Origin of the sequence: Ruminococcus sp. FMBCY1, from assembly GCF_023921805.1 — a bacterium.
GTDB lineage: Bacteria > Bacillota > Clostridia > Oscillospirales > Acutalibacteraceae > Ruminococcoides > Ruminococcoides intestinale_A.
The window spans coordinates 1480078-1505828 of record NZ_CP074197.1; the positions used below are offsets into that span (position 1 = coordinate 1480078).

The 25751-nt window shown below is 40.7% G+C and carries 24 protein-coding genes; 8 read left to right on the plus strand and 16 right to left on the minus strand.

Translation table 11 applies throughout. The features are described 5' to 3' along the window. Nucleotides 1–28: 28 nt before the first annotated feature. The 12 genes from rpsG to hrcA all read right to left on the minus strand — a co-directional run bounded on the left by rpsG (nucleotide 29) and on the right by hrcA (nucleotide 12609). Nucleotides 29–499: a 30S ribosomal protein S7 gene (rpsG, locus tag KGF34_RS07365; protein ID WP_022234079.1), complete on the minus strand. Its 471-nt coding sequence runs from the start codon at nucleotides 497–499 to the stop codon at nucleotides 29–31. 150 nt (nucleotides 500–649) lie between these two features. Beyond that, nucleotides 650–1069 carry a 30S ribosomal protein S12 gene (gene rpsL / locus KGF34_RS07370; protein ID WP_022234078.1) on the minus strand — a complete coding sequence of 140 codons (420 nt, stop codon included), beginning with the start codon at nucleotides 1067–1069 and terminating at the stop codon, nucleotides 650–652. Nucleotides 1070–1373: 304 nt separating this feature from the next. Continuing rightward, entirely contained in the window at nucleotides 1374–2564 is a 1191-nt protein-coding gene (locus tag KGF34_RS07375; protein WP_252558585.1) for a leucine-rich repeat protein, read from the minus strand. 258 nt (nucleotides 2565–2822) lie between these two features. Further along, nucleotides 2823–3932: a leucine-rich repeat protein gene (locus tag KGF34_RS07380; protein WP_252558587.1), complete on the minus strand. Its 1110-nt coding sequence runs from the start codon at nucleotides 3930–3932 to the stop codon at nucleotides 2823–2825. Nucleotides 3933–4186: 254 nt separating this feature from the next. Then, nucleotides 4187–5011, minus strand: a complete 825-nt coding sequence (locus tag KGF34_RS07385) for an Mrp/NBP35 family ATP-binding protein (protein ID WP_022234075.1) — start codon at nucleotides 5009–5011, stop codon at nucleotides 4187–4189. Between the two features lie 18 nt (nucleotides 5012–5029). Then, nucleotides 5030–5881 (minus strand): hypothetical protein, encoded by an 852-nt coding sequence (locus KGF34_RS07390; RefSeq protein ID WP_252558588.1) that lies wholly within the window; start codon nucleotides 5879–5881, stop codon nucleotides 5030–5032. A 282-nt stretch (nucleotides 5882–6163) separates the two neighbouring features. Continuing rightward, entirely contained in the window at nucleotides 6164–6709 is a 546-nt protein-coding gene (locus KGF34_RS07395; protein WP_022234073.1) for a hypothetical protein, read from the minus strand. Nucleotides 6710–6814: 105 nt separating this feature from the next. Beyond that, on the minus strand, nucleotides 6815–7738 hold the full coding sequence (prmA, locus tag KGF34_RS07400) for a 50S ribosomal protein L11 methyltransferase (protein WP_252558590.1): 924 nt from the start codon (nucleotides 7736–7738) through the stop codon (nucleotides 6815–6817). A gap of 32 nt (nucleotides 7739–7770) precedes the next feature. Beyond that, entirely contained in the window at nucleotides 7771–8913 is a 1143-nt protein-coding gene (gene dnaJ, locus KGF34_RS07405; protein WP_117705249.1) for a molecular chaperone DnaJ, read from the minus strand. 177 nt (nucleotides 8914–9090) lie between these two features. Next, nucleotides 9091–10941 (minus strand): molecular chaperone DnaK, encoded by a 1851-nt coding sequence (gene dnaK / locus KGF34_RS07410; protein WP_195410688.1) that lies wholly within the window; start codon nucleotides 10939–10941, stop codon nucleotides 9091–9093. A 60-nt stretch (nucleotides 10942–11001) separates the two neighbouring features. Next, a complete protein-coding gene (gene grpE / locus KGF34_RS07415; protein ID WP_022234069.1) occupies nucleotides 11002–11550 on the minus strand; it encodes a nucleotide exchange factor GrpE in 549 nt (182 codons plus the stop codon). 30 nt (nucleotides 11551–11580) lie between these two features. Next, on the minus strand, nucleotides 11581–12609 hold the full coding sequence (gene hrcA, locus KGF34_RS07420; protein ID WP_022234068.1) for a heat-inducible transcriptional repressor HrcA: 1029 nt from the start codon (nucleotides 12607–12609) through the stop codon (nucleotides 11581–11583). A 281-nt stretch (nucleotides 12610–12890) separates the two neighbouring features. Between hrcA and KGF34_RS07425 the strand changes: the two genes are divergently transcribed. From KGF34_RS07425 to KGF34_RS07455, 7 genes are all read left to right on the plus strand, one after another. Continuing rightward, nucleotides 12891–13913, plus strand: coding sequence for a sugar-transfer associated ATP-grasp domain-containing protein (locus KGF34_RS07425; RefSeq protein WP_252558591.1), 1023 nt, complete (start codon nucleotides 12891–12893; stop codon nucleotides 13911–13913). Between the two features lie 35 nt (nucleotides 13914–13948). Then, nucleotides 13949–14215: a hypothetical protein gene (locus KGF34_RS07430; protein ID WP_022234066.1), complete on the plus strand. Its 267-nt coding sequence runs from the start codon at nucleotides 13949–13951 to the stop codon at nucleotides 14213–14215. A 224-nt stretch (nucleotides 14216–14439) separates the two neighbouring features. After that, nucleotides 14440–15162 carry an ABC transporter ATP-binding protein gene (locus KGF34_RS07435; protein WP_022234065.1) on the plus strand — a complete coding sequence of 241 codons (723 nt, stop codon included), beginning with the start codon at nucleotides 14440–14442 and terminating at the stop codon, nucleotides 15160–15162. Further along, entirely contained in the window at nucleotides 15155–16846 is a 1692-nt protein-coding gene (locus KGF34_RS07440) for a hypothetical protein (RefSeq protein ID WP_252558592.1), read from the plus strand. The genes KGF34_RS07435 and KGF34_RS07440 overlap by 8 nt, the downstream gene beginning before the upstream one ends. Nucleotides 16847–16893: 47 nt before the next feature. Then, nucleotides 16894–18339 (plus strand): nicotinate phosphoribosyltransferase, encoded by a 1446-nt coding sequence (locus tag KGF34_RS07445; RefSeq protein ID WP_252558593.1) that lies wholly within the window; start codon nucleotides 16894–16896, stop codon nucleotides 18337–18339. 16 nt (nucleotides 18340–18355) lie between these two features. Next, complete coding sequence (locus tag KGF34_RS07450) at nucleotides 18356–19105, plus strand: CAP domain-containing protein (RefSeq protein WP_249377006.1); 750 nt, start codon at nucleotides 18356–18358, stop codon at nucleotides 19103–19105. A 274-nt stretch (nucleotides 19106–19379) separates the two neighbouring features. Then, nucleotides 19380–19799 (plus strand): potassium channel family protein, encoded by a 420-nt coding sequence (locus KGF34_RS07455; protein WP_022234061.1) that lies wholly within the window; start codon nucleotides 19380–19382, stop codon nucleotides 19797–19799. 104 nt (nucleotides 19800–19903) lie between these two features. On the opposite strand, the gene KGF34_RS07460 is transcribed toward KGF34_RS07455, so the two are convergent. The 3 genes from KGF34_RS07460 to KGF34_RS07470 form a co-directional block, all read right to left on the minus strand. Next, nucleotides 19904–20149: a hypothetical protein gene (locus tag KGF34_RS07460; protein ID WP_252558594.1), complete on the minus strand. Its 246-nt coding sequence runs from the start codon at nucleotides 20147–20149 to the stop codon at nucleotides 19904–19906. Nucleotides 20150–20371: 222 nt separating this feature from the next. After that, on the minus strand, nucleotides 20372–21310 hold the full coding sequence (locus KGF34_RS07465) for a bifunctional riboflavin kinase/FAD synthetase (RefSeq protein WP_252558595.1): 939 nt from the start codon (nucleotides 21308–21310) through the stop codon (nucleotides 20372–20374). 25 nt (nucleotides 21311–21335) lie between these two features. Next, nucleotides 21336–21881, minus strand: coding sequence for an NUDIX hydrolase (locus tag KGF34_RS07470; protein WP_022233944.1), 546 nt, complete (start codon nucleotides 21879–21881; stop codon nucleotides 21336–21338). Between the two features lie 54 nt (nucleotides 21882–21935). Between KGF34_RS07470 and KGF34_RS07475 the strand changes: the two genes are divergently transcribed. Continuing rightward, nucleotides 21936–22829, plus strand: coding sequence for a M14 family metallocarboxypeptidase (locus tag KGF34_RS07475; protein WP_022233943.1), 894 nt, complete (start codon nucleotides 21936–21938; stop codon nucleotides 22827–22829). A gap of 283 nt (nucleotides 22830–23112) precedes the next feature. Here the strand turns inward: KGF34_RS07475 and asnB are convergent, their stop codons facing one another. Continuing rightward, the gene (asnB, locus tag KGF34_RS07480; protein WP_333780947.1) at nucleotides 23113–25581 is read right to left on the minus strand and encodes an asparagine synthase (glutamine-hydrolyzing); all 2469 of its coding nucleotides are present in this window, start codon (nucleotides 25579–25581) and stop codon (nucleotides 23113–23115) included. Nucleotides 25582–25751 lie beyond the last annotated feature (170 nt).

The window sequence follows — 25751 nt, forward strand, 5'->3', positions numbered from 1 at the left end:
CCTCTAAAAATTACTCCGGTAATAAAAATTACCATCTGTAATGAGCGAAAGCCTTGTTTGCTTCAGCCATCTTATGAGTGTCTTCACGCTTTTTGAAGGCACCGCCTGTGCTGTTAGTAGCATCAAGAATTTCTCCTGCAAGTCTTTCCTTCATTGTTCTTTCATTTCTGGCTCTTGAGTAAGTTGAAATCCAACGAAGACCGAGTGTCTGTCTTCTCTCAGGACGAACCTCCATAGGAACCTGATATGTGGCACCACCTACACGGCGAGCCTTTACCTCGAGAACTGGCATTACATTTTCCATAGCCTGCTCGAAAACCTCAAGTGGGTTATTACCTGTCTTATCAGCAATGATTTCAAATGCACCGTAAACAATCTTCTGAGCAACGCCCTTTTTACCGTCATACATAATGTTATTGATAAGACGAGTTACAAGTTTTGAATTATAAAGCGGATCCGGTAATACGTCACGCTTCGCAATAGAACCTCTTCTTGGCACTTTGCTTCCCTCCTTCACAATAATTGAGATATCATAGGTACTCGAAAGCGACAAACTCCCGTATGCCAACAAGAAATCCATAAATATATATAGAAATCCTGCCGCATAGCAGAACTTAAAATCAATTTAAGCCGAAGTTATGTCAATTCCTTATTTACCTGCCTTTGGACGCTTTGCGCCATACTTAGAACGGGACTGCATTCTTCCTGCAACGCCCTGTGCGTCGAGTGTACCACGAACAATGTGATAACGAACACCAGGCAAGTCCTTAACACGGCCACCACGAATAAGAACAACGCTGTGCTCCTGAAGGTTGTGACCAACACCTGGGATGTAAGAACTAACTTCGATACCGTTAGAAAGTCTTACTCTGGCAATCTTTCTGAGAGCTGAGTTAGGCTTTTTAGGTGTAGCAGTCTTTACGGCTGTGCACACACCTCTCTTCTGTGGTGAGCTCTGGTTGATAGCAACACGCTTCTTAGAGTTCCAACCCTTTAAGAGTGCAGGAGCCTTAGCTTTCTTTTCGGAAACCTCTCTGCCCTTTCTTACCAACTGGTTAAATGTAGGCATATTTTTCCTCCTTTCCAAAATATTAAGAAATTGATTAACCGCTCTGACAAGCAGAGCCGATTGGCGAGCAAGGTGCAATTACACATTGCTCTGCAATTTAGTATTATAACCCAACAAATATCATTTTGTCAAGCATTTTTATCCCGATTTTACGGCATTTTTACTTGAGTTTTTTTAATTTGTGCCGCAGCAGATACTATTTTACCCCAAATTTTTCTTTATATACCGAAAAAGCCGCCCTCCGTAAAAGCAGAGAGCGGTTTTTGTTAAAATTTTAGTTTGTTAATAAGCAAAAATGTTAAAATCAGTTGTTTTCGACTTTGAAATTGTTTTCCTTTGCAAACTGTTCCGCAACTGAATTTTTCTTTGCAACTACTACGAGATCTTTTGCAGGAGTGTAGTCAGAGCTCATACCGTCAGAGCTTAAGAAACCGAATGCATATTCGCCGAGAATTGTTGTGGATTCAGGAACTGTAATTTTCTTTAAGTTCTCACATTCTACAATAGCCTCGTTCTCAAGTTCTGTTACACCGTCTTCAAGAACGAGCTCTGTAAGGCTTTCGCAATTGAGGAAAGCATATGCCTGAATAGTTTTTACACTGCCCGGAACGGTAACCTTGATTTCAACATCTTTGTCATCGTTGTTTGTAGGATTGTAGATATAAGCGTTGTAAATATCTGTTACCTTTTTGCCTTCAATTTCACTCGGAAGTGTAAATTCAATGTGCTTTGTTGTGTAATCTCCGTCAACGACATCATACATATTTACACCTGTGACAGAAACTTCGTTGCCGTTAAATACCTTGTAAAAGCAACAGGTGCTTTCATCATAAATTTCACCGTCATTGTCTGTAACTTTTGACACATCGGAATCTCCGTCTGATGTTTCCCAATTATAATATGAACTTTCGTTGTTATAATTGCTTACAAATGTACTGATATTATCTTTTAATCCGCTTTCAAGAGACTTATATGCATGGCAAGCAACAGCACTGATAATGATGCCAAGAATGAGAATGATACCGAGAATAACGCTGATTACAATAGCTGCAATCTTACCGCCGCTCATACCTTTTTTAGGCTGATTAGGCATATTGTTGTTAGGAACATTTGTAAACTGCTGACCTGTGTAACCGTTATTTACAGGCATACCGTTTGGCTGATTAGCAGATGAATTATACTGATACGGCTGTGGTGCAGGCTGTGCATTGTTTGCGTCGGCACCAAAACCCGAAGGTGAATTATATGCGTCCGGACCGAAATTGTTTGGCTGTGTGTTGTAATTATCCGCACCGAAGCTGTTTGGCTGTGAATTGTTGTCAGCAACATTCTGCTGTGCAGGTTCGGAATTATAATTGTTTGCCGCAAAATTATCCGACTGTGCAGGCTGTGTTTGAGTTTCCTGCTCTTTTACAGGCTCTTCGACAGGAGCGGGTGTGCCGCAGCTTGTGCAAAACTTACCTGTGATTTCATTTCCGCAATTAGGACATTTCATTTACTATACCTCTCCTTAAATAAGCAAAATATATTTGCCATACTATTGCATAATTATACCATTTTGTTTATGCAAAAATCAATTGCTTTTATTTACATATAAAAAGCAATATATTGTATATTTTTATAATTTCATAACAAAAAGGTTCTCCGCAGCAGAGAACCTTAAGTTTATTATTTTACATAATTTCATCTAAGCAATTATCTCAGCCTTCAATAAAAGCCTTTAGAATTTATGCGCTCACGATTAATCAAAGCATCAGTTGTATTTAATGTACAAATCGTTATCCTTAGCGTATCTGTCGGCAGCCGAGCCTTCTTTAGTGTATATGTAAGTAAGCGGAGAACGGGTATATTCTCTTTTGCCGACAGGCTCTGAAAATGTATCTCCCGCAATATAAAAGCCTACCGCATGCTCGCCTATAACAGTCACCGATTCCGGAATATTAACCCTATCAAACGAATAGCAATCCACAATAGCGTCAGGCTCAAGAGTTTCAACACCGTCTTCAAGGGTAATTTCACGCACATATTCCGACAGGTTAAAAGTATCGCTCTGTATTGTCTTTACTGTACCCGGTATTGTAATATGAATATGGAGAATACCCGAGGAAAGAGGATTGGACGGATTGATTTTTTCGACAGCAGTTACGGTTTTGCCGTTAATTTCACTCGGAATATTAAAATAAAAATTGTAAGTATCATCTACAACTTCATCCGTAAAATTATGGTAGTAATCCCAGGTGTCAATGCCTGTGACTGTAACAGTTCCGTCATCGTTTTCAGTGTAAAAGCAATACGAGTTTTCGTCAAAATCAATACTCACGGACGAAACGGCAGCAGAGTCATCCGCACCCGTAAGCTCACCTGTTCCCATATTAAATTTATTGTTTTTGATTACATTCGTTATGACGGTATATCCGATAACACAAAGGCTGATAATCAATACACTTGCAATAACAAGAACAACTATGAGAGTTGTTTTTGATTTTTTCTTTTCACGGGCATTTACAACATCTGAAAACGGCTGATTTTGATTAGTATAACCGCTCGGCATTGCGCTGTTACTGTAATTAGGGTTTCCGTAACTATGCTGTGAATTGTAATTTTTTTGAGCATAGTTGTTTACAGGCTGTGTGTTGTAACCGTTTTGTGCGTATTCGTTTACAGGCTGAACACCGGCACTGTTTAAAGCAGTATTTTCAACTGCAGATTTCGACATTTCTTCAGAATTATTTATATTTGCCTGTTCGTCGGATTTTTCCTGAACGGCTTTTTCCTGTTCTAATTCTTCTTGCGGTACGGATCTGCCGCAAAAGGTACATATATTACCCTCAAATCTTTCTCCGCAATCCGGACATCTGTGCATTTTTCTGTTCCTCCAAATTTATATCAATTACATTCCATAGAACAGCATAATTATACCATTTTAACGCATATAAATGCAAGCATATTTTTGGATATTATAATAAAGCATAAAATTACAATTTATTTAACTAAAGTGCATAACAAAAGGCTCTCCGTTCAGAAGAGCCTTAGCTTTAAAATTATGTTTCAGAAAAACATTTCGTAAAACGATTATAAGATTTTATCTTAAATTTGCGCAAAGTCATAACTTATTATTCACGCAAGTGCTTTTTCGATTTCCTGTGCGGCATCATCAAGGTAGTTGCCCTCAAAGAGTTCTACTCTGCCCTCGTCAACACACTTGGCAAGGTCGCTGTCAATAGGAAGCTTTGCAAGTACCTTTGTATTGTAACGCTCGGCAATTTCATCAATATGGCTTTCACCGAAAATATTATGCTTTTTGCCGCAATCGGGACATACAAAATAACTCATATTCTCAACAAGACCGAGAATCGGCACATTCATCATATTTGCCATTTTTACCGCCTTTTCAACAATCATGGAAACAAGCTCCTGCGGAGATGCAACTACAATGATTCCGTCAATCGGCAAACTCTGGAATACGGTAAGCGGAACATCTCCTGTTCCCGGAGGCATATCAACAAACATATAGTCCTCGTTTTCCCAGATAACATCTTTCCAAAACTGCTTTACCGTGCCTGTAATGACAGGCGAACGCCATACAACAGGGTCGGTCGGATTTTCAAGCAAAAGGTTTACTGACATAATATCAATTCCCGTTTCGGTTGTAACAGGAATAATTCCGTATTCATTGCCCTTTGCTCTTTCGTTAATGCCAAAAGCCTTTGGAATTGACGGGCCTGTAATATCTGCGTCAAGAATAGCCGTTTTTTTACCAAGACGATTGAAAGTTACCGCAAGAGTTGAAGTAACAAGGCTTTTGCCTACTCCGCCCTTGCCCGATACTACGGCAATTACTTTCTTTACACTGCTGTATTGATTAAGGCTTTCACGCAAACTTTCCGAATTTTTTGACTTGCAGTCAGAGCTGCAAGATGAACAATCATGACTACATCCCATATTTTTTACATCTCCATTTTATACAATTTGTGTTGTTTCGTCGGGAACATACTCCGTTACAGGTTCTGTATCCGGGGCAGATTCGTAAGTTTCGGGTTCGGTATATTCTTCTGTGTAAGGCTCTGTTTCCGGCTCGGTGTACTCCTCTGTGTAAGACTGTTCTGTGGTTTCCTCCACATTCTCCGTGTAATCGGGAACATACTCCGTTTCGGTTTCAGGCTCGTAATGCTCGGTTGTCGGCTCTTGAGTTGTGGCAACAGTCGCTTTCGTGGTAGGTGCATTTGTCACCGTCGGTTTTTTATTGCCAAACGAACATTTTGAAAGCACAAAAGCAAGCACACATACTACTATAACCGCAACGGCTACCACTACGCATACCATAGCCGCCTTACTGTTTTTCTGCTTTTGTTTTTTCGCTTTTTTCTGCTTTTTCGGCTTTCCCGAATAATCGTCCGTATCTGCATTATTCTCATAATAGTCGTCATTATTCGGTTGTCTGCGCTTAAATTCGTGTCTGTCCTCACCCGTTTGAGCGTCAAAACCGTCACCGTAATCTCTGTTGCTTTTTTTCGGATTATCCGACGGTATATGATTTTTGCTTGCTATCGATTGACAGTCAAAATCATCGCCGTAATTATCGCTGTGAACATCAAAATTCTCTGCGCTGTCTATGGCAGGCTCATTATTCGGTACATCGTTTGAATTTTTTTCAACTTCTTTATTTTCAACAGTTTCGGTATTATCAACATCAAAATTTTCAATATCCGCAAATCTGTCCTCTTCATCTTTTTTTGCGTGACGGGCAATATATACTTTTTCTTCTTCCTCTTCAATTTTTTCTGTTCCGTCAAACTTATCCTTTTCGTCCATAAATTCACCCTCTTTAATTCGGTTCTAAATGTTGGGGTAACAATAATAAATTATTGTTTGGCTCACGGTTTAGTGTAATAATTTAAAAATTTAGGTCAAGCCTTTTCAAAGGTTGACCAAACTTTTATAATTACTTGGCTGAAGTATTACGCTAAACTATAAATTACCCAAACTTATGATAAAAAGCCTTTAATTCTTAAATAACCGTATAAGGCACCGCTTAAATAATAAAACAGCGGCTCGATTTTGTCAAGTCGCTGTCAAATTAATAAGTAAAACAAATTATTCTTCTGTGTTTTCTTCGCTTGTTTCGGTTTCTTCGGCATTTTCGGAAGTTTCCTCTGATTCTTCTTCATTTTCAACATCCTGAATGTCAGCTTCTATACCGCCCTCAACGAATTTTTTCTCGCTTTCGTTCTCTTCCTCGGCAATTTCAAAACCGCTTAAGAATGTGTATGGAATACCGTAACCGAATACAACGGCTGCAAGTGTTGTTACAATGCTGATTGAACTGTCATTTATAACAAATGCGCTGTGGAGCGGCATACCGCTTGCTATGCTTGCAATCATTATGTAAAGCGCAGGCAATACCATAATTATTAATGTAATCGGTGAAAAACGCTTTACAGGCTTTCCGTCGCCGACTCTTGTTGCATAGAACAAAAGCAGACCGAACACTGTGTAAACAAACAACTGAATTACATTTGAAAGCACCTGATTCTGTCCAAGTGCAAAATTAGAGAAAAAGTGTGCGCATACTACAAACGCAAGAATAAGGAATGCAGAGAAAAACAGATTTACTGTATTCTTTTTATTTGGTTTTTTCATAATCGTGCCTCCGAGCATCAAAATTATTTAGATTTTATCACACTATTGTGACAGTTTTATGACAAATGTTCAGTAAATATCGCACTATACAGCACATTTATTACCTTATTTTTTTGCTTTTGCGGCAAGGCACACCCAACCTTTTTCAAGGTGTTCTTCTATAATGTCAAAATCCTTGCCGATTGATTCCTTTACCTCTTCGGCACGGGTATCAATAATACCGCTCATAATATAAACCGCATCGTCTTTCATAAAGTCTTTTACACCTTTTGAAAGGAACATAATTGCGTCTGCTACAATATTTGCAAGTACAATGTCATACTTACCTGTTACTTTATCTGTAAAGCTGCCGCAGATTGCAGTAAAGCGGTCAGCCACATTGTTAATTTCGGCATTTTCTTTTGCGGTTCTTACCGCAACATCGTCAATGTCAACTCCGACGGCACTTTCTGCACCCATAAGCAAAGACGCAATACCGAGCACACCGCTGCCACAACCCACATCAAGCACTTTGTCGCCTTTTTTCATATACTTTTCGCACATTTCAAGGCAAAGTCTTGTGGTTTCGTGACTGCCTGTGCCAAACGCAAGACCCGGGTCAATATTCAAAACTATTCTGCCCTGCGGATCGTAATCATCTCTCCAACTCGGGCAAATAAGGAGCTTTTCTCCAACGGCAATCGGATTAAAATACTTTTTCCAATTGTTTCTCCAATCCTCTTCGGCACAGTCGAGCAATTCAATTTTATGCTCAATGCCCTCTGCATTATACCTTTCGGACAAAAAGGCTACAGCCTCGTTCGGAGAAACATCAGGCTCAAGGTAAATATGAACATAGGCAACGCTCCTGTCTTTCTTGAGCAAATCCTCATCTATAAGGTCAATGTGTGCAATCTCCTGCACTTCCTGCTCAAGAGCAGTGTAGTCCTCAATATAAATTCCGTAAGGCACTACAACATTCGCAATGTCGCCTGCCCTGTCTATATCCTTTGCGTTTACCGCAATTTTTATTTCTGTCCAAGACTCCATTTGTTAAGCCCCTTTATATACTATTATCAGAATTATTCGTTGAACATTCTCTTTATTTTCTCAAAAAAGCTGTTGCGCTGTGCGTAGTTCTTTTCGTTTGTAACATTCTCAAATTCTTTTATAAGATTTTTCTGCTTAGCGTTAAGATTCTTCGGAACTTCAATGGTTACACGCACATACTGGTCGCCTTTTCCTCTGCCGTTAAGACGCTGAATGCCTTTGCCCTTAAGCTTAAATACATCGCCCGGCTGTGTACCCTCGTGAACCTGATACGAAACCTTGCCGTCGAGAGTAGGAACAACCACCTCTGCGCCGAGAGCAGCCTGTGCAAATGTGAGAGGAAGATTGCACCATACATCATCGCCTCTGCGTTCAAATACAGGATGCGGCTGAACATTTACATATACATGAAGGTCACCCGACGGGCCGCCGTTGTAACCTGCGTTGCCTCTGCCGCCGACATTAAGAATCTGCTGGTCTTTAATGCCTGCCGGAACTGTAATATCAACAGTTTTAGTCCTGCGCTTTCTGCCCGAACCGCCGCACTTAGGGCAAGGACTGTCAATAATCTTGCCTTTACCGTGACAAGCGTCACAGGCACGCTGTGTCTGAACAACTCCGAAAGGTGAACGCTGGCTGATTGTAACTCTGCCCGAGCCTCCGCACACAGAGCAGGTCTTAGGCTGAGTACCGGGTTTTGCGCCCGTACCGTGACATTCGTCACAAGAAGAAACGCAATCGTAGCTTACGGTCTTTTTACAGCCCTTTGCAGCCTCTTCAAATGAAATATAAATGCTTGCCTCAACATCGCTGCCTCGGCTCGGAGCATTAGGATTATTGGAGCGTCTGCCTCCGAATCCGCCGAAAAAGCTTGAAAAAATATCATCTATATCAATGCCCTGACCGTATGCACCGTAACCGCCTGCGCCGCCCGCACCGAAGTTAGGGTCTACGCCTGCGTGACCGTACTGGTCATAGCGGGCTTTTTTATCTTTATCTGAAAGTACCTCGTAAGCCTCGTTGACTTCTTTGAATTTTTCTTCACATTCCTTATCTCCCGGATGGAGGTCAGGGTGGTACTTTTTAGCGCTCTGACGGTAAGCCTTTTTAATTTCATCTTCGCTTGCTCCCTTAGAAACGCCAAGCACCTCGTAATAATCTCTTTTATCTGCCATCATTCTCACCTTTTAATAACTTGTTATCAGCTGTATAAAGGTTATCTATATACGCTGTCAAAAATCCATACAGTGCTAAAGGAGCCGTTGCAAAAAACAGCCCCTTTAACAAATTTTAACAGGAAAAACAAATGAAGTCAATCATTGTGTAAATCTATTTATAGGTGCCGTTTTTAATCAGTTGCCGTCAACATCCTTAAAATCGGCATCATATACGTTAGGGTCACCGTTTGAGCCGCCCTGTGTGCCCTGCTGTGGGTCACCCTGCGGAGCCGCACCCTGTGCACCCTGCGGATTTGCCTGCTGATAAAGTTTTGCGGAAACTTCGTAAACAGCTTTCTGTAAATCCTCCTTAGCAGTGTCAATCATAGACTTGTCGTTCTTAGCGATAGCGTCCTTAACTGCAGCACACTTTGTATTGATTGTATTCTTTTCGTCCTCTGAAATCTTGTCGCCGCTCTCGTTTACGAGCTTTTCAGCCTGATATACAAGGTTCTCTGCTTCGTTCTTAGCGTCAACCTCTTCACGGTGCTTCTTATCTTCTGCGGCGTACTGCTCTGCTTCCTTAACAGCCTTGTCGATATCTTCCTTGCTCATTGAGGTTGAGTTCTGAATCTGAATCTTCTGCTCCTTGCCTGTACCGAGGTCTTTTGCAGATACATTAACAATACCGTTTGCATCAATATCAAATGTTACTTCAATCTGTGGAATACCACGCATAGCTGGAGCAATGCCTGTGAGAGCAAACAAACCGAGCTGCTTGTTATCTCTTGCAAATTCACGCTCACCCTGTAAAACATTGATTTCAACCTGTGTCTGGTTATCAGCGGCAGTTGAGAAAATCTGGCTCTTCTTTGTAGGAATTGTTGTGTTTCTCTCAATAATCTTTGTCATTACGCCGCCCATTGTTTCAACACCGAGTGAAAGAGGTGTAACATCGAGGAGAAGAAGTCCCTCTACCTCGCCGCCGAGAACGCCGCCCTGAATAGCAGCACCTACAGCTACGCACTCATCAGGGTTAATGCCCTTGAACGGCTCTTTGCCGATAAGTTTTTTAACAGCTTCCTGTACAGCAGGAATTCTTGAAGAACCGCCGACCATAAGAACCTTGTCAATCTGACTGATCTGTAAACCTGAATCAGAGAGAGCCGAACGAACCGGACCCATTGTAGCCTCTACAAGGTCTGCTGTAAGTTCGTCAAACTTAGCTCTTGTAAGTGTTAAGTCAAGGTGCTTAGGACCTGTCTGGTCTGCTGTAATGAACGGGAGGTTGATTGAAGATGTTGTAACGCCCGAAAGCTCTATCTTAGCTTTCTCTGCAGCCTCTTTGAAACGCTGCATAGCAACCTTATCTGATGAAAGGTCAATACCTGTTTCGTTTTTGAATGATGTTACCATCCAGTCGATAATTCTCTTATCGAAGTCATCACCACCGAGGCGGTTGTTACCTGCTGTTGCAAGAACTTCCTGAACACCGTCGCCCATCTCAATGATAGATACATCGAATGTACCGCCGCCGAGGTCATATACCATAACCTTCTGGTCTTTTTCTTTATCTATACCGTATGAAAGAGCAGCTGCTGTAGGCTCGTTGATAATTCTCTTTACATCAAGACCTGCAATCTTACCTGCATCCTTAGTAGCCTGACGCTGTGCGTCTGTAAAGTAAGCAGGAACTGTAATAACTGCCTGTGTTACCTTTTCGCCGAGGTATGCTTCAGCGTCTGCCTTTAACTTTGAAAGAATCATAGCTGAAATTTCCTGCGGTGTGTACTGCTTGCCGTCAATTGATACTTTATATGATGTACCCATTTCTCTCTTAATAGAAGAAACTGTCTTGTCAGGGTTTGTGATAGCCTGGCGCTTTGCAACCTGACCTACCATACGCTCACCGTCTTTTGAGAAAGCAACAACGGAAGGAGTTGTTCTTGCGCCCTCGGCGTTAGGAATAACTACAGGCTCGCCGCCTTCGATAACTGCTACACATGAGTTTGTTGTACCTAAATCTATACCTATTGTCTTTGCCATAATGAATTCCTCCTGAATATATTTGTTTTACTTTTATACTGATTTATTTATATAAAGGTCTTAGTCGCAATTTGCAACCTGAACCATTGCATGACGAATAATTTTATCACCGATTTTGTAACCTGTCTGGAACACCTGTGAAATACAGTTCTTTTCAAAATTCTCATCGTCAATCTTTGAGATTGCGTTGTGAATTTCCGGATTAAACTCCTCACCCTGCGCACCGAAAGGCTCAACCTTGAGCTTTTCAAGCGACTTTGCAAGCTGATTTGAAATAAGCTCAATGCCCTTTAAAATTTCGGGGTCACAATCTTTTAAATTTGTAATAGCCATCTGAATACTGTCTGCTACAGGCAAAAGCTCTGTAACCGCCTTTGCTGTTGCGTCATCATAAATAGAAAGCTTTTCGTTTGCTGTACGCTTGCGGTAGTTGTCATACTCGGCACAAAGGCGAAGATATTTGTCTTTCTGTGAGTTGAGCTCCTCCTCAAGTTCAGCTATTTTTTTGGCGGTTTCATCAATTTCTTCCGTAACCGCTTCAGCTGTCTGTTCGGATGTATTCTCGTTTACAACAGCTTCGTCTTTTGTCACTTCTTTTTTCTTTGACATATTACCTTTCCTTTCTATATTAATTCTATATTAATGCTCTATAAGCTCGCTTATTATTTTACTTACACATTCGCTTATACATTCTATAATCGAAATCACTCTGCCGTAATCCGTTCGTATCGGAGCTATTACGGCAAGCGTACCGGACGGTGTATCTTTTACGCTATAGCTTGAAGAAATTACCGAGCTGTACGCAAGTTCTATACGGCTGTTTTCTGTACCTATACTTACCGAAGTACCTATCGGCAGGCTTGTAAGAACACCTGCAAGATCTCCTTTCCTTGAAAGAAGTTCAATTACATTTCTTGCCGCAAGAAAATTTACATTCTGCATAAACAACGGCTTTGTCTGACCGCTCAAAAAGATTCCGACTTCGTTTGCCTTGTCTGCCGCATCTTTTATCGCCGTAAGCACACTTGGCATAAAGAGCGATAACTCGCCAAATCTTGCCGCTGCCGTCTGTATAAACGGACGATTTATCGAAGAAAGCCTTACTCCGTCAAACAATTCGTTAAGCGCTTTGTCAAACACTTCAAGAATTTCGGGAGTGATTATAAATTCGCATCTGAAAAGCTGATTTTTTATAATGCCGTTTGAGGCAATTACAACAGTCATTGCCGTGTGCGAACCCGTCTGCACAAAGCTGATTTTGTGAATCCTGCTTTCTGCGGAATTCGGTGCTGTGGCAACTGCGGTAAGTCCTGTCAGCTCCGAAAGAAGATCTGCCGCCGATTTTAAAATATTTTCGGGTGATTCGGCATTTCTGTAAAGTTTATCCTCCACAAGTTCTCTGCCCCGCTGTGACACCGCCACAATCTTCATAAGATTGTCAACATAGTATCTGTAGCCCTGCTGAGTAGGTATTCTGCCTGCCGATGTATGCGGCTGAACAAGATAACCCTTTTGTGTGAGGTCTGCCATATCATTTCTTACCGTAGCCGATGAAACTTTTAAATCCGTTTCGTCTATCAGAGTTTTTGAACCTACAGGCTCACCTGTCTTTATAAAGTTTTCAACAACAGCCGAAAGAATTTTTTGCTTTCTTTCCGCAAGCTCCATAGGTATCACCTCTCTGCCTGCGTTTTTTGTTGTTTTAGCACTCTCTGTGTGTGAGTGCTAACTCTTATGCTTATACTATAATCTTAAAGTCAGCAAAAGTCAAGAGTTTTATCAGAAAAATTTTACTTTTCAAAAACTTTTCACAAATCCGTCACCATTATTGACATTTCAGCGCAAAATATACTATAATGGAAGTTATATTGACAAATACACCCTTAACTACACAAAATGGCTTAAATTAGCCGTAATTTTGATACAACTAAGATACAAAAGAGGTTATTATGAGAATCGGTTACTTTTTCAGAGTTTGCTCCGGCGCAACATTCAGCAAACTTTCCGGCGCAATAAATACCGTTCACACAAAATCCGGCAAAAACAAAGCCGGCATTTTCTTTGATATGGTAGGTTGCTTTTTTAAATACAGAGCGGGATATAATGACTATGTTCTGTTTGAATACTACAATATGACTGCAGACCAACGCAAAACGTATATGACACGCTTTAAAAACAAGCGTTTTATGTTAATGCAGAACGATCTTACAAGTGCCGAAATATTTAACGATAAAAGATTATTTGATACCAGATTTGCAAAATATCTTGGCAGACGGGTACTTGTAATTGAGGAAAAGATTACTTTGGAGCAATTCAGCGAATTTATTAAGCCTTGGGATGTTTTCATTGCAAAGCCTGCTTTCGGCGAATGCGGCAAAGGCATTGAAAAACTTGTTAAAGCGGACTTTAAGAGTGACGAAGAATTTTATAATTATGTTTTTGACAAAGAAAACGAATTCGGTGTACTTGAAGAGGCAATAAAACAACACCCCGATGTTTCAAAAATTTATCCTCACTCAATTAACTGCTTAAGAATTGCCACACTTGTGGTAGACGGCAAGCCGAATATTTTGTATGCGGTGTTTAAAACAGGAAATAACGGTAAATTTGTAGATAATCTTGAAAACGGCGGTTTTGCCTGTCACTTTGACCTCGATACAGGTACGGTAACAGGGCCGGGACATACTTCCGATATGGAAATTGCATACGAACACCCGTATTCGGGAATAAAATTTAAAGGTTTTAAAATTCCTTACTGCGAAGAGGTCAAGGAGCTTGTTAAAAATGCGGCACTGGAAGAACCCGAATTTAAGTATTGCGGTTGGGATGTATGCATTTCGGAGAACGGACCTGCGATTATCGAGGGCAATGACTATGCGGCATATGACTTTCCGCAGTTACCCGACGAAGATACTCCAAAGGTCGGATTAATTTCAATTATAAAGCAGTATATTCCCGACCTTAAACTTTAAATCATTAATACATTAGATTTATAGGAGATCAACAAATGGAAACCATAAAATCCTTTTACTTTATATTATGGGCAATAATCGCTCTGTATATGTTCGTATCGGCAAAAAAGCTCGGTTCTTTGTGCTACATCATCGGGGGTTTTTTCAGCTTTATGACTGTATGGTACGCTATGAACAGTTTTTCGGGAATTGCAATGTTTGACGGTGTGCTCGGCATTGTGTTTAAATGTGTAGTAGGCGCTTTCCTGCTCGGCTTTGTACTGATTTATGTAATCGGTAAACTAAAAAAGAATAAGAAATAAAATTTTAAATCAATTACAGGCTTAAAAGCATAACCCCTCCGGCAACGCTGTTAATATGCGTTGTCGGAGGGGTTATTGTTGTTGCCAAACTTTGCATATACAAAAAGCTTTTCAAAATATGTCGCATTAGAACAAATTTTAAAAACAATGTAAAAATAATTGACAGGGACTATATCTGATTTTATAATATTTATATAAATACATTCATATAAAGGACTGATATTATGATAAAATTCAATAATGTTACAAAGGTATTTAACAACACTTTAAAAGCAGTAGACGACCTGTCTTTTACTGTAAATAAAGGCGAAATTGTAGGTTTTATCGGACCGAACGGTTCGGGCAAAACCACCACAATCAAAATGCTTACAGGTATTCTCTCAAGTGACAGCGGTGAAATAAGCATCAACGGTCACGACATAAAAAAAGAACCGCTTGAGGCAAAGAAAAGTATCGGTTACATTGCCGACAGTCCCGATATGTTCTTAAGGCTCAAAGGAATTGAGTTTCTCAATTTCATCGGTGACATCTACAAAGTTCCGTCAGATGTGCGCAAAAAGAGATTTACCGAAGTTTGCGACAGATTCGGACTTACCGACAGCTTAAACGCACCTATGCTAAGCTACTCGCACGGTATGCGTCAGAAAATTATGGTTGCCGCCGCACTTGTGCACAATCCCGATGTATGGATTCTTGACGAACCGCTCATCGGTCTTGACCCTAAGAGTGCTTTTGAACTGAAAGCTATGATGCGTGAACACGCAGATGCGGGTAACTGCGTATTTTTCTCCACCCACATACTTGAAGTTGCCGAAAAACTCTGCGACAAGGTTATCATAATAAAAAAGGGCAAATCGCTTTATGACGGCACTCTCGATAATCTTTGTAGTCAGAACACAGGCAAATCACTTGAACAAATCTTTTTGGAGCTGACTGAAAATGAGTAATTTTTTTAATTTATTAAAAACCTTTATAAAAACAACCGAGCTAACCTCCGCAGAAAAAAAGCGTTCCAAACATTTTTATACAATTATGGGTACGGCGGTTGTGCTTCTTATTATGATACCGGCAGGTGCGCTTGTCGGAATAATCACCTATGCTCTAACACTTGGCGTAATGACATACGGCGGAGCAACACAGGGTGCGGAAGTAATTTTACATATTATTTCTATCCTTTCCGTAGTATTCGGAATTAATGTAATTATCAATATATTTTATTTTTCAAACGATATTGAAAATCTCATTCCTCTTCCGTTAAAGCCGAGAGAAATCGTAAGCGCAAAGTTTGCTTATTCCCTGCTTTCGGAAAACATAATGGAATTTATCCTTATTCTCGGCGCTTGCGTAGGCTTTATGTCGGCAAAGGGATTTTCGCTTACAGGTGTTATAACTTCAATAATCGGCATACTTACCGTTCCCATTATTCCTCTTGCTTACTGCGGAATTATTGCCGTTATATTTATGTACTTTACCCACTCGGTAAAAAATCGTGATTTCCTCAATAAAATTACAGGTATCGGCACTGCCGTGCTTATAGTCGGCGCATTGGTTGCTCTCGTAAGCATCAGCGGATTTAATCCCGACGCAATCGTTACTTCGCTTGCAAGCGCAGACAACGGATTTTTAAATGTTATGAACTTTATTTTTCCGCACATTCCGCTTATGATGGATTCTATCTCAAGCGAATCCGTATATCAACTGCTTTTATACTTGCTTGCAAATGTAATTTTTGTTGCAGTCTTCCTTTTCCTTGCGTCAAAAATGTATATCAAAGGTGTGTCGGACATCAATACCACAAAATCCAAACGCAGTAAAAGCATTGCAAGTCAGGCTGTTGAAGAATCAACCCAAAAAGGAGTTTTTGCAAGTTATTTGAAAAAAGAATTTCTTATCCTTTTCAGAACTCCGCCTTTCTTTATGGACTGCATAGCCATTAACCTTTTGTGGCCTGTTTTTATGGCTGTTATTATGATTTTGCAGGGCAGTACAAACTTTTTGTCGGGCACACTTACACCGTACCTTGCGGGAGATCAAAAAAGTATTACTGTAATTACCGTAGCGGCTGTTGTAATTTCCGCCCTTGTCACGGCAATTAACAGTATCGCTTCTTCCGCAATTTCAAGAGAGGGCAAGCACTTCCAATTTATGCGCTATATTCCCGTTACATTAAGAGTTCAACTGAATGCAAAAGCACTTACAAGTATAATCATCAGCGGCTCTGTTATGGTGCTCTATGTAATTGCATTTAATATTTACTGCGCAATTCTCGCAGACAGCTTTAACCCGTTTGTATTCATCGTAATTCCGCTTATACATATTCTTTTAAGCCTTATCTGCGTTGTTTTTGTAACCTACCTCGGTATATTCTTGGACACAATAAACCCTAAACTTGTATGGGACGATGAAATCAACGCTTTGCGAGGTAACTACAATACCGTAATCAATGCAGCCATAATTATAGCAATTACCGCCGCTATTTGTGCAATTTCTCTTGTATTGCTATGGATTTTTGGCGTTGAACCTGTTATAATTAACCTTGGACTTGTTATTGTTATGTATGTGCTTGCGGTTTTTGCACAAAGGCTTTGCCTTAGCAAGGGTGTAAAAAATCTTGAACAAACCGAAAGCTGATAGATTCGAAACACAATGCAAATCAAATTTTATTAAGGTGATTTATAATGACAGAAACTAACTATTCCATGCTCTGCGATTTTTACGAGCTTACAATGTCAAACGGCTATTTTAAAAACGGCTTTTACAAAAAGACTGTTTACTTCGACCTTTTCTTCCGCAAAGTACCCGACAACGGCGGTTTTGCCATTGCGGCAGGCCTTGAGCAGGTAATTGACTACATCAAAAATCTCCACTTCTCCGAAACCGATATTGAATATCTTAGAGAAAAAGGAATTTTTGACGAAGAATTTTTAAAATATCTTTCAAATTTCAAATTCACAGGTGATATTTACGCTATTCCCGAGGGAACTCCTATCTTCCCTAACGAACCGATTATTACGGTAAAAGCTCCTGCCATAGAGGCACAGCTTATCGAAACATTTTTACTTCTTACAATCAATCATCAGACTCTCATTGCAACAAAGGCAAACAGAATTGTTCGTGCCGCACAGGGCAGAACTGTTCTTGAGTTTGGTTCTCGCCGTGCACAGGGCGCAACAGGTGCCGTTGACGGTGCAAGAGCCGCATACATAGGCGGTTGTGCCGGTACAGCCTGCACACTTACAGACGCACTTTACGGCGTACCCGCAGGCGGCACAATGGCTCATTCCTGGATTCAGATGTTCGACAACGAATATACAGCATTCCGCACCTACTGCGAGCTTTATCCTGAGAACCCGACACTTCTTGTCGATACTTACAACACGCTTAAAAGCGGCGTTCCGAACGCAATAAGAGTATTTAAAGAAGTGCTTGTTCCAAAGGGCATTAACAAATTTGCAATTCGTCTTGATTCGGGCGATATTTCTTACCTTTCTAAAAAAGCGAGAAAAATGCTTGACGAGGCAGGACTTGAAAACTGCAAAATTGTTGCGTCAAACTCACTCGACGAGTACCTTATCCGTGACCTTATGATGCAGGGTGCACAGGTCGATGTTTTCGGAGTTGGCGAAAGACTTATAACTTCGTCAAGTTCGCCTGTATTCGGCGGTGTATATAAACTTGTTGCCGTTGAAGAACCCACAAGCGGCGAAATTATCCCGAAAATCAAAGTCAGCGAGAACACATCAAAAATCACAAATCCTCATTTCAAAAAACTTTACCGTTATTATGACAACGAGAGCGGCAAGGCTCTTGCCGACGAACTTTGCGTGTACGACGAAGTAATGGATTTCTCAAAACCACACACCATTTTCGACCAGAATGCAACATGGAAAGCAAAAACTCTCACAGACTTTACCGCAAAAGAATTACTTGTACCGATATTTAAGGACGGCAAGTGCGTGTATGAATCGCCAAAGATTGAAGATATTGCAAAATACTGCAAAGACCAAATCGGACTCCTTTGGGACGAGGTAAAGCGATTTGAGAACCCGCACAACTACTATGTTGACCTCTCGAAAAAACTTTGGGACATCAAAAACATTCTTTTAAATATCTATCAGAGTTAAAATCACAGGAGTTCATATGATAAATTTAAAACAAATTATCGCCGTAACACTTACCGCCACAGCAGTAGCGGCAACTGCAATTGTTTCGGCATCAGCACTTGATACGCAAAAATACGACTTAAACGATGACGGCAGATTTGATGTGCAGGATGTTACATACTTGCAGATAAAAATAGCAGGTGACGGAGAACTGACAGACAATCAGAAAAAAATTGCCGACTATAACAATGACGGCAAAATTGATGTTCAGGATGTAACCTCGGCTCAAATGCTCATTTCGGGAGGAGAAACTCCGACACAGCCTGCAACACAGCCGACCACCGTACAACCGACTTCACAACCGCAGCCTACCACACAGCCGAGCGGATCTGCAAGCTATAATAAAGAATTTGCCGATAAGGTAATTGAACTTGTAAATGCGGCACGGGCAAAAGAGGGACTTTCTCCTCTCACAAAAGACACAACTCTTACAAACCTTTCAAACATTCGTTCAAAAGAAACAGCAACTCTGTTTTCACACCAGCGCCCTGACGGCACAAGCTGGTCTATGGTTTTAAAGCAGAATAATGTTTCGTACACTTCGGCAGCCGAAAACATTGCCGCAGGACAGAACACACCCGAAGCTGTAGTAAAAGAATGGATGAATTCTCCGTCGCACAGAGCAAACATAATGAACAGCAAATATAACAAAATCGGTGTTTCGTGTTATGTTGACCAAAATGCTCCGTACAGATATTATTGGGAACAGTTGTTTATTAAGGGCTAACGCAAACTCCGATAGCCAACCGGCTTGCTGTTTGGCAGCTTAAACACAATAGCGAAAACCTTTCAATTATGAAAACAAACAAGAAAATAGGCTTTTTAACACCGTCAACTCTTTGCGCTGACGGTGTTTTCTTTGCATAATAATTTTTCACCTGTTTTGTGAAAATCGATGCAAAAACTCTGACCAAAAATTCGACTGTTTAATTTTGCTAAAAATATTGACTGTTATACGCAGAATTGATATAATTTTGTTATAAAAGGCAGGCGGTGAAGATATGAAAAAAACTCGGCTGATAAAAATTATACTTAAACGGACAGGAGCACTTAAGTTTTTGACAACATACATAATAATATTTGCAGGTGTAAGCATTGGTGTATGGATAGTTGAGCCGAACATAAAAACTCCGATTGACAGTGTATGGTACTGTTTCAGCGTAGCCACGACCATAGGTTTTGGCGACATAACCGCCGTTACGATACTCGGCAGGGCAATGTCGATTTTCCTGTCGATATGTTCCATACTGATAATAGCGGTAGTACCGGGAATTATTACAAGCTATTATATTGAGAGTACAAAGCTAAAGGAAAAGGAAAGTATAGCAAAATTTCTTGACGACCTCGAACATCTGCCTGAACTTTCAAAAGAGGATTTACAAAGCCTTTCGGAAAAGGTAAAAAAGTTTAATAGGAAGTAATATTAAATCATTTTAAAATTTTCGTTCCGATTTAGTCTAAGCTATTTGCTAAATTATGTTTTAGCAGAGTGTCGGTCGGGCATTGAATTTTAGCTAACGCTAAATTATCCTCCCAAAAAATAAAAAAGTTTACTCAATTTTTTCAAAAATTGCGGGTTTGGGCAGCGCCCATAAAATCTTCCGATACAACAATTTATCAGGCGCAAACAGCCACGCTGTTTGCGTGCTAAAACTAAGTTTGCTAAAACAGGCGACAGCCTTTTAGAAAAGAAATAATTAACTTTTTCATTATATAACGAATGTCTTTTATTGTTGCTATCGCATTTAAAGGCTTTCGCCGTTGTGTTCAAGCCGCCAAACAGCGAGCTGTTTGGCTATCGTCAGATTGCGTAATCGGAAAGTATTTGTGGGCTTTGCCCACACCCACGACCTTTGAAAAGGTCGACCAAACTTTTATAATTACTTGTCGAAACAATTTGCCAAACCGTAATTTATTATTGTTATCCCACATTTAAAACAGAACCATAAATGTAAAAGCCTGACAACATTCAAATCTGTTGTCAGGCTGATTATTATAAATTATTAATTTCAGAAAACATTTTCTCGGCTGTCTTTGCGTTGTCAAAGATAGCTTTTTTCAATTCATCAAGCGAAGAAAATTTCTTTTCGCCTCTTATAAAATCTATAAGCCGCACATCTACCGTCTTGCCGTACAACTCTTCTCCACTGTAGTCGGGCATCCAAGTTTCGCAAAGCGGGGCAAAATTGCCTACTGTCGGTTTTACTCCTATATTTGTAACGCCGCAGAATTTTCTGCCGTCATCAAGAGTAACGCACGATGCATACACGCCAAACTTCGGCACAACAAGTTCTTCGTGCAAAGACTGATTAAGAGTCGGTGTTCCGAGTTCTCTGCCCAAGTGCTGACCGTGTACAACCTCTCCGCCGAATCCGAAATATGAACCTAAAAGTTCGTTTGCCCTGCGCATATTTCCGTCCTTAATAAGTTCACGGATAAGCGTTGACGAAACTACTCCCTCTTTTTCTTCAACAGGCGGCAAAACCTGCAACTCAATTCCGTTTTCCTTGCAAATTTCGGCGAGCAGCTCGGTATTTCCCTCGCCGTTTTTACCGAAAGTGTAATTAAAACCGCAGCAAAGTTTTTTTGCTTTCAGAGTTTTTATTAACATATCTTCCACAAATTTTCGTGGCGCAACATCAACAACCGACTTGAAATCGCACATATACAGGTGCTGTATTCCGATTTCGGACAGCACTGTTTTTTTATCTTCAACGCTCATCAACGCCTCTTGCGGTTGATTTTTAAGCACACTTTTCGGACTTTGTGCAAAGGTAAAGCAAATCGGCACAAGTCCGTTTTCACTGCCCCTTACCGCCTCGCCGATAACCTTGCGGTGACCGATGTGCAAGCCGTCAAAAAAGCCGAGTGCCGCTGATGTATTTTGTTTTTCGGGTAATAATTCAAAAAAAGTTTGCATATATTTATTCATACCTTAATTGCAGAGCATCTGCAAGTTAAATTTTTCCGCTTTTAAGCAGCATTGCCGTTTTCAGCACGGCTACTTGAGTTTTTGCATCCGGCAACTGATTGTTGAGCACCATTTCAACCGCCTTGTCGAGCGGAATTTTCTCGACATCCAAAAATTCGCCCTCGTCAGGCTTGCTTTCACCCTCGCTCTTTATTCTGCATACATAAAGATGAATTATCTCGTTGGTGTAGCCGGGTGACGGATAAAGCTGACCGAGTGAAGTATAAGAATATCCCTGTGCGCCTGTTTCTTCAAGCAATTCACGCTTGCCGTTTTCAAGCGGAGTTGAGCCTTTTTCGAGCTTGCCTGCAGGAAGCTCAAGCACAACCTCTTTGTACGGATAACGAAATTGTCTTACAAAAAGCAGGTTGTTGTCGTTGTCAAGGGCGGCTACGGTAACTCCGCCGGGGTGATTTACAACTTCCCTTTTAGACTTTTTACCGTCCTCAAGTTCAACATCGTCAAGGGTAATATGCAAAATTCTGCCGTCAAAAACAGAAGTGCTGTTTATGGTTTTTTCAAAAAGTTTCATACCTATACCTCATTTGAATTTTAATTTAAGGAAAAAAACAGAAAGGAAATTTTTATGACAGACTACAATGTAATGCCCGACTACCAGACCAGAAGAAAAATTATTAACGACATCTGCGAAAAATACAGTTTTGTTCATCATTCATTCGCAGGCAAAAGCGTATGCGGCAGATGTATTGATGTTTTGCACATCGGCAACACAAAAAACTGCGTGCTTTACTGCGCAGGCTTTCACGGTTCCGAATATCTTACCGTTACGGCGGTTCTCAAATTTTTTGAACAATGCGCCGATGCAATGGAGAACGATTCCGTTGTCGGTCGCTATAAAATACGAGATTTTCTCCGTGAAAAAGGACTTACGATTGTGCCTTGCGTAAATCCCGACGGAGTTGAAATCGCAATTCACGGCTCCGATGCCGCTCTCAAATACAAATCTCTTGTGGAAAAAGCCTCTAAAGAAAACAAAGTCTGGCAGGCAAACGCAAGGGGTGTGGACATTAACCACAACTTCAACGCAGGTTGGAACGAGCTTAAAAACCGTGAACTGAGTATGAACATAAAAGCTCCATCCGCCACCCGTTTCGGCGGCAACGCTCCCGAAAGCGAGCCTGAAACCAAGGCGCTCACAAACCTGTGCAAACGCAACAACTTTGACCGTGCCATTGCTTTTCACAGTCAGGGCAGAGAGATTTACTGCTCGTTCGGCAAGCACACTCCCGTTATGAGTTTTCGACTTGCGTCCGTACTCTCCCAAGCAAGCGGTTACAATATCTCTGTACCCGAGGATATTGCGACAGGCGGCGGCTTTAAAGATTGGTTTATTGAAAAATTCCGCCGTCCGGCTCTCACCATAGAAATGGGAAAAGGCAAAAACCCCTTGCCGCTCTCCGATTTTGAACCCGAATACAAAATTATGCTGAATATGCTCTGCCTCGGAGTTATTGTATAATTTTTGTGTTTTTGAGTTTTTATGTCAGTAAATTAATCAGAATTCAGCAGAGAGTTTTGCAAAAATTATAAAAGTTCGGTCAAACTTTTCAAAGGCTTGACCTGAATTCTAAAATCTTTTAATCTTAACCGTGCGCTAAACAATAATTCCCTCCGCCTTTTGATAAAAAGCCGACTTACTAATCCTAATTTTCCAACTGAAAAATATTTTATTCTGTGGTTATAATCATCTGCCCGACAACCGCTTAGTGGTGTCGGGCAGTTATATTTTATACGGTTTTTAATCAGTCCTCGTCATCAAAGAACTTAATTGACTTTACGATTTCGTCAATCGCCTCGTCTGAAATTACATTCGGTTCATCAAGATATTTTGAGCGCTTTTCAATGCCCTCAATAGCCATTTCAAGCTCCTCCTGCGGAGTGCTCGGTTTCTTTGGCTTTTCATAAACCTCTTTGTCCTCCGGATTTGAAATATTTACATATTCCTCTTCCTTTGGTGTTTCTTCAACCTGTGCAGGCTCTTGCTCCTGCGGTTCATCTTCAATTACAGGCTCGTCCTCGATTTTTTCTTCCTCGGACTTTACCTCTTCTGCAGGCTCTTCATTTTCAGCCTTAACTTCTTCGGCTTTAACCTCTTGCGGCTGATTTTCCGTCTTAACTTCTTCTACGGCATCTTCTTTAACAGGTTCTGTCTCGTTTTCGGCTTTTTCCGCCTTTACGGGTTCTTTTTCCGCTGTCTGCGCCTTTTCAGCCTTTTGTGCCGATTTATCTATGCCAAAGTTTGGTGCGTCATAATCTTTGTCAAGCTTTTCAGCCTCCGTCATAATAGCCTCGCCAAACTCGTTAAGCTTTTTTTCCTGTCTTGCCTCGGCAATTGCTCTTAATTCGTCAAGGTGATTTACAGGCTTTTCTACCTTTTCGTTGTCCTCGTTAAAGTAAATATCATACCATACAAGGAATACATAGATTGTCCATACCTTACGGCTGTTATCCTCTTTGTTGCTGAAATGCTCATCAAGCCAACGAATGAGAATATCTGTATTAAAGAATTTCTCGGCAGTTTTGCCCTTAAACTTTTTCTTTACAACATTATAATACTTCTCATCTCTGAGCCATACTCTTGTAGGAACAGGGAAACCGAGTTTTTCTTTTTCGGCTGTAGCCTCCGGCATATGGCGAACGGCAGCCTTACGCATAGCGTACTTAGTATTGTGACGGTTGCAACGAAGCTTTGTAGGAAGGGTGGACGCAACCTTGAATACTTCTTTATCAAGGAACGGAACTCTAAGCTCAAGAGAGTTTGCCATACTCATTCTGTCGGCTTTTAAAAGAATATCGCCTACCAGCCACATATTGATGTCAAGATACTGCATCTTTGTAACATCGTCATATCTGCGGCAACGGTAGTAATATTTCTTTGCATAATCCTGCGGACGGCTTGCAATGTTAGGGTCTTTTAAAAGTTCTCTCTTTTCTTTATAATCATACATAAAGGCATTACCGATATAGCGCTCCTCAAGCGGGTCTGTCGCTCTGATAAGGTAATCTCTGCCCTTGATGTCAGGGAGTTTTTTACATACGGCTCTGATTGCTTTTCTGATACAATGCGGAACGATTGTCTGATAAATTTTAAATACTCTCGGCTCATTGTAGCAAGTATAGCCGCCGAACAATTCGTCTGCGCCCTCACCCGAAAGTACAACCTTTACATACTCGCTTGCAAGTCTTGATACAAAGTAAAGCGCAATACAAGATGGGTCGGCAAGCGGCTGGTCCATATGATACTGTACGGTAGGAACTGCATCCCAGAATTCTTCGCTTGAAATAAGGTGTGTATGATGTTCAACACCGATTTTCTCACTAAGACCCTTTGCCCAGCTGATTTCGTTGTAGTGCTCGCCAAAATCAAAGCCTACCGTAAAAGTTTTCTGGTCTGCAAAATATGTTGAAACATAGCTTGAGTCAACACCGCTTGAAAGGAAACAACCAACCTCAACATCAGCGATTTTGTGGGCATTTACCGAATTTTCAAATACCTTTTCAATTGAGTTGACAGCCTCTTCCTCGGTAAGCTCTTCATTAGGATTAAAACGAGCCTCCCAATAGCGTGTAGTTTCCACTTCGCCGTCTTTGTACCAAAGGTAGTGACCCGGCATAAGGCAGAATACACCCTCAAAGAAAGTTTCGGGCGGAACAGCGTACTGATATGAAAGGTATGTATCGAGTGCTCTTTTGTTAAACCTCTTAACAAACTTAGGGTGCTCAAGAATACTCTTGATTTCACTCGCATAAACAAATTCGCCGTCAATCATTGTGTAGTGCATCGGCTTAATGCCAAAGAAGTCACGGGCAACAAAAACGGAGTTATCCTTTGTATTATAAATAGCAAAGCCGAACATTCCTCTGAGCTTTAAGAGGAGATCCTCTCTCCACTCCTCAAAGCCGTGAATAAGCACTTCGCTGTCGGTGTCTGTATAGAATTTATGTCCCTTTTCAATAAGAACTTTTCTTAACTCTCTGTAGTTATAAATTTCTCCGTTAAAAGTGAGAACAAGTGTTTTATCCTCGTTATAAATCGGCTGATGACCTGCGTCAAGGTCAATAATTGAAAGTCGGCGAAAACCCATTGCGATGTGATCGTCCATAAACACACCGTCGGAGTCAGGTCCTCTGTGAGTGATGACATCGGTCATATTTTTAATGACCTTATCTCTGTCGATAACTTCGCCTGTAAAGCCACAAATACCGCACATATATAAAACCCCTTTCGGTAATCTGTCAAAACAAAATTTTGTAATTGCATATATAGATTATTGTATCATAATTAATTGCTAAATTCAACAGTAAGAACTCATATAATACGCTTATTTGCCAAAAAGAAATATAGGAAAATCTATATAAAAACGGTTCTGTTTAAAATGTT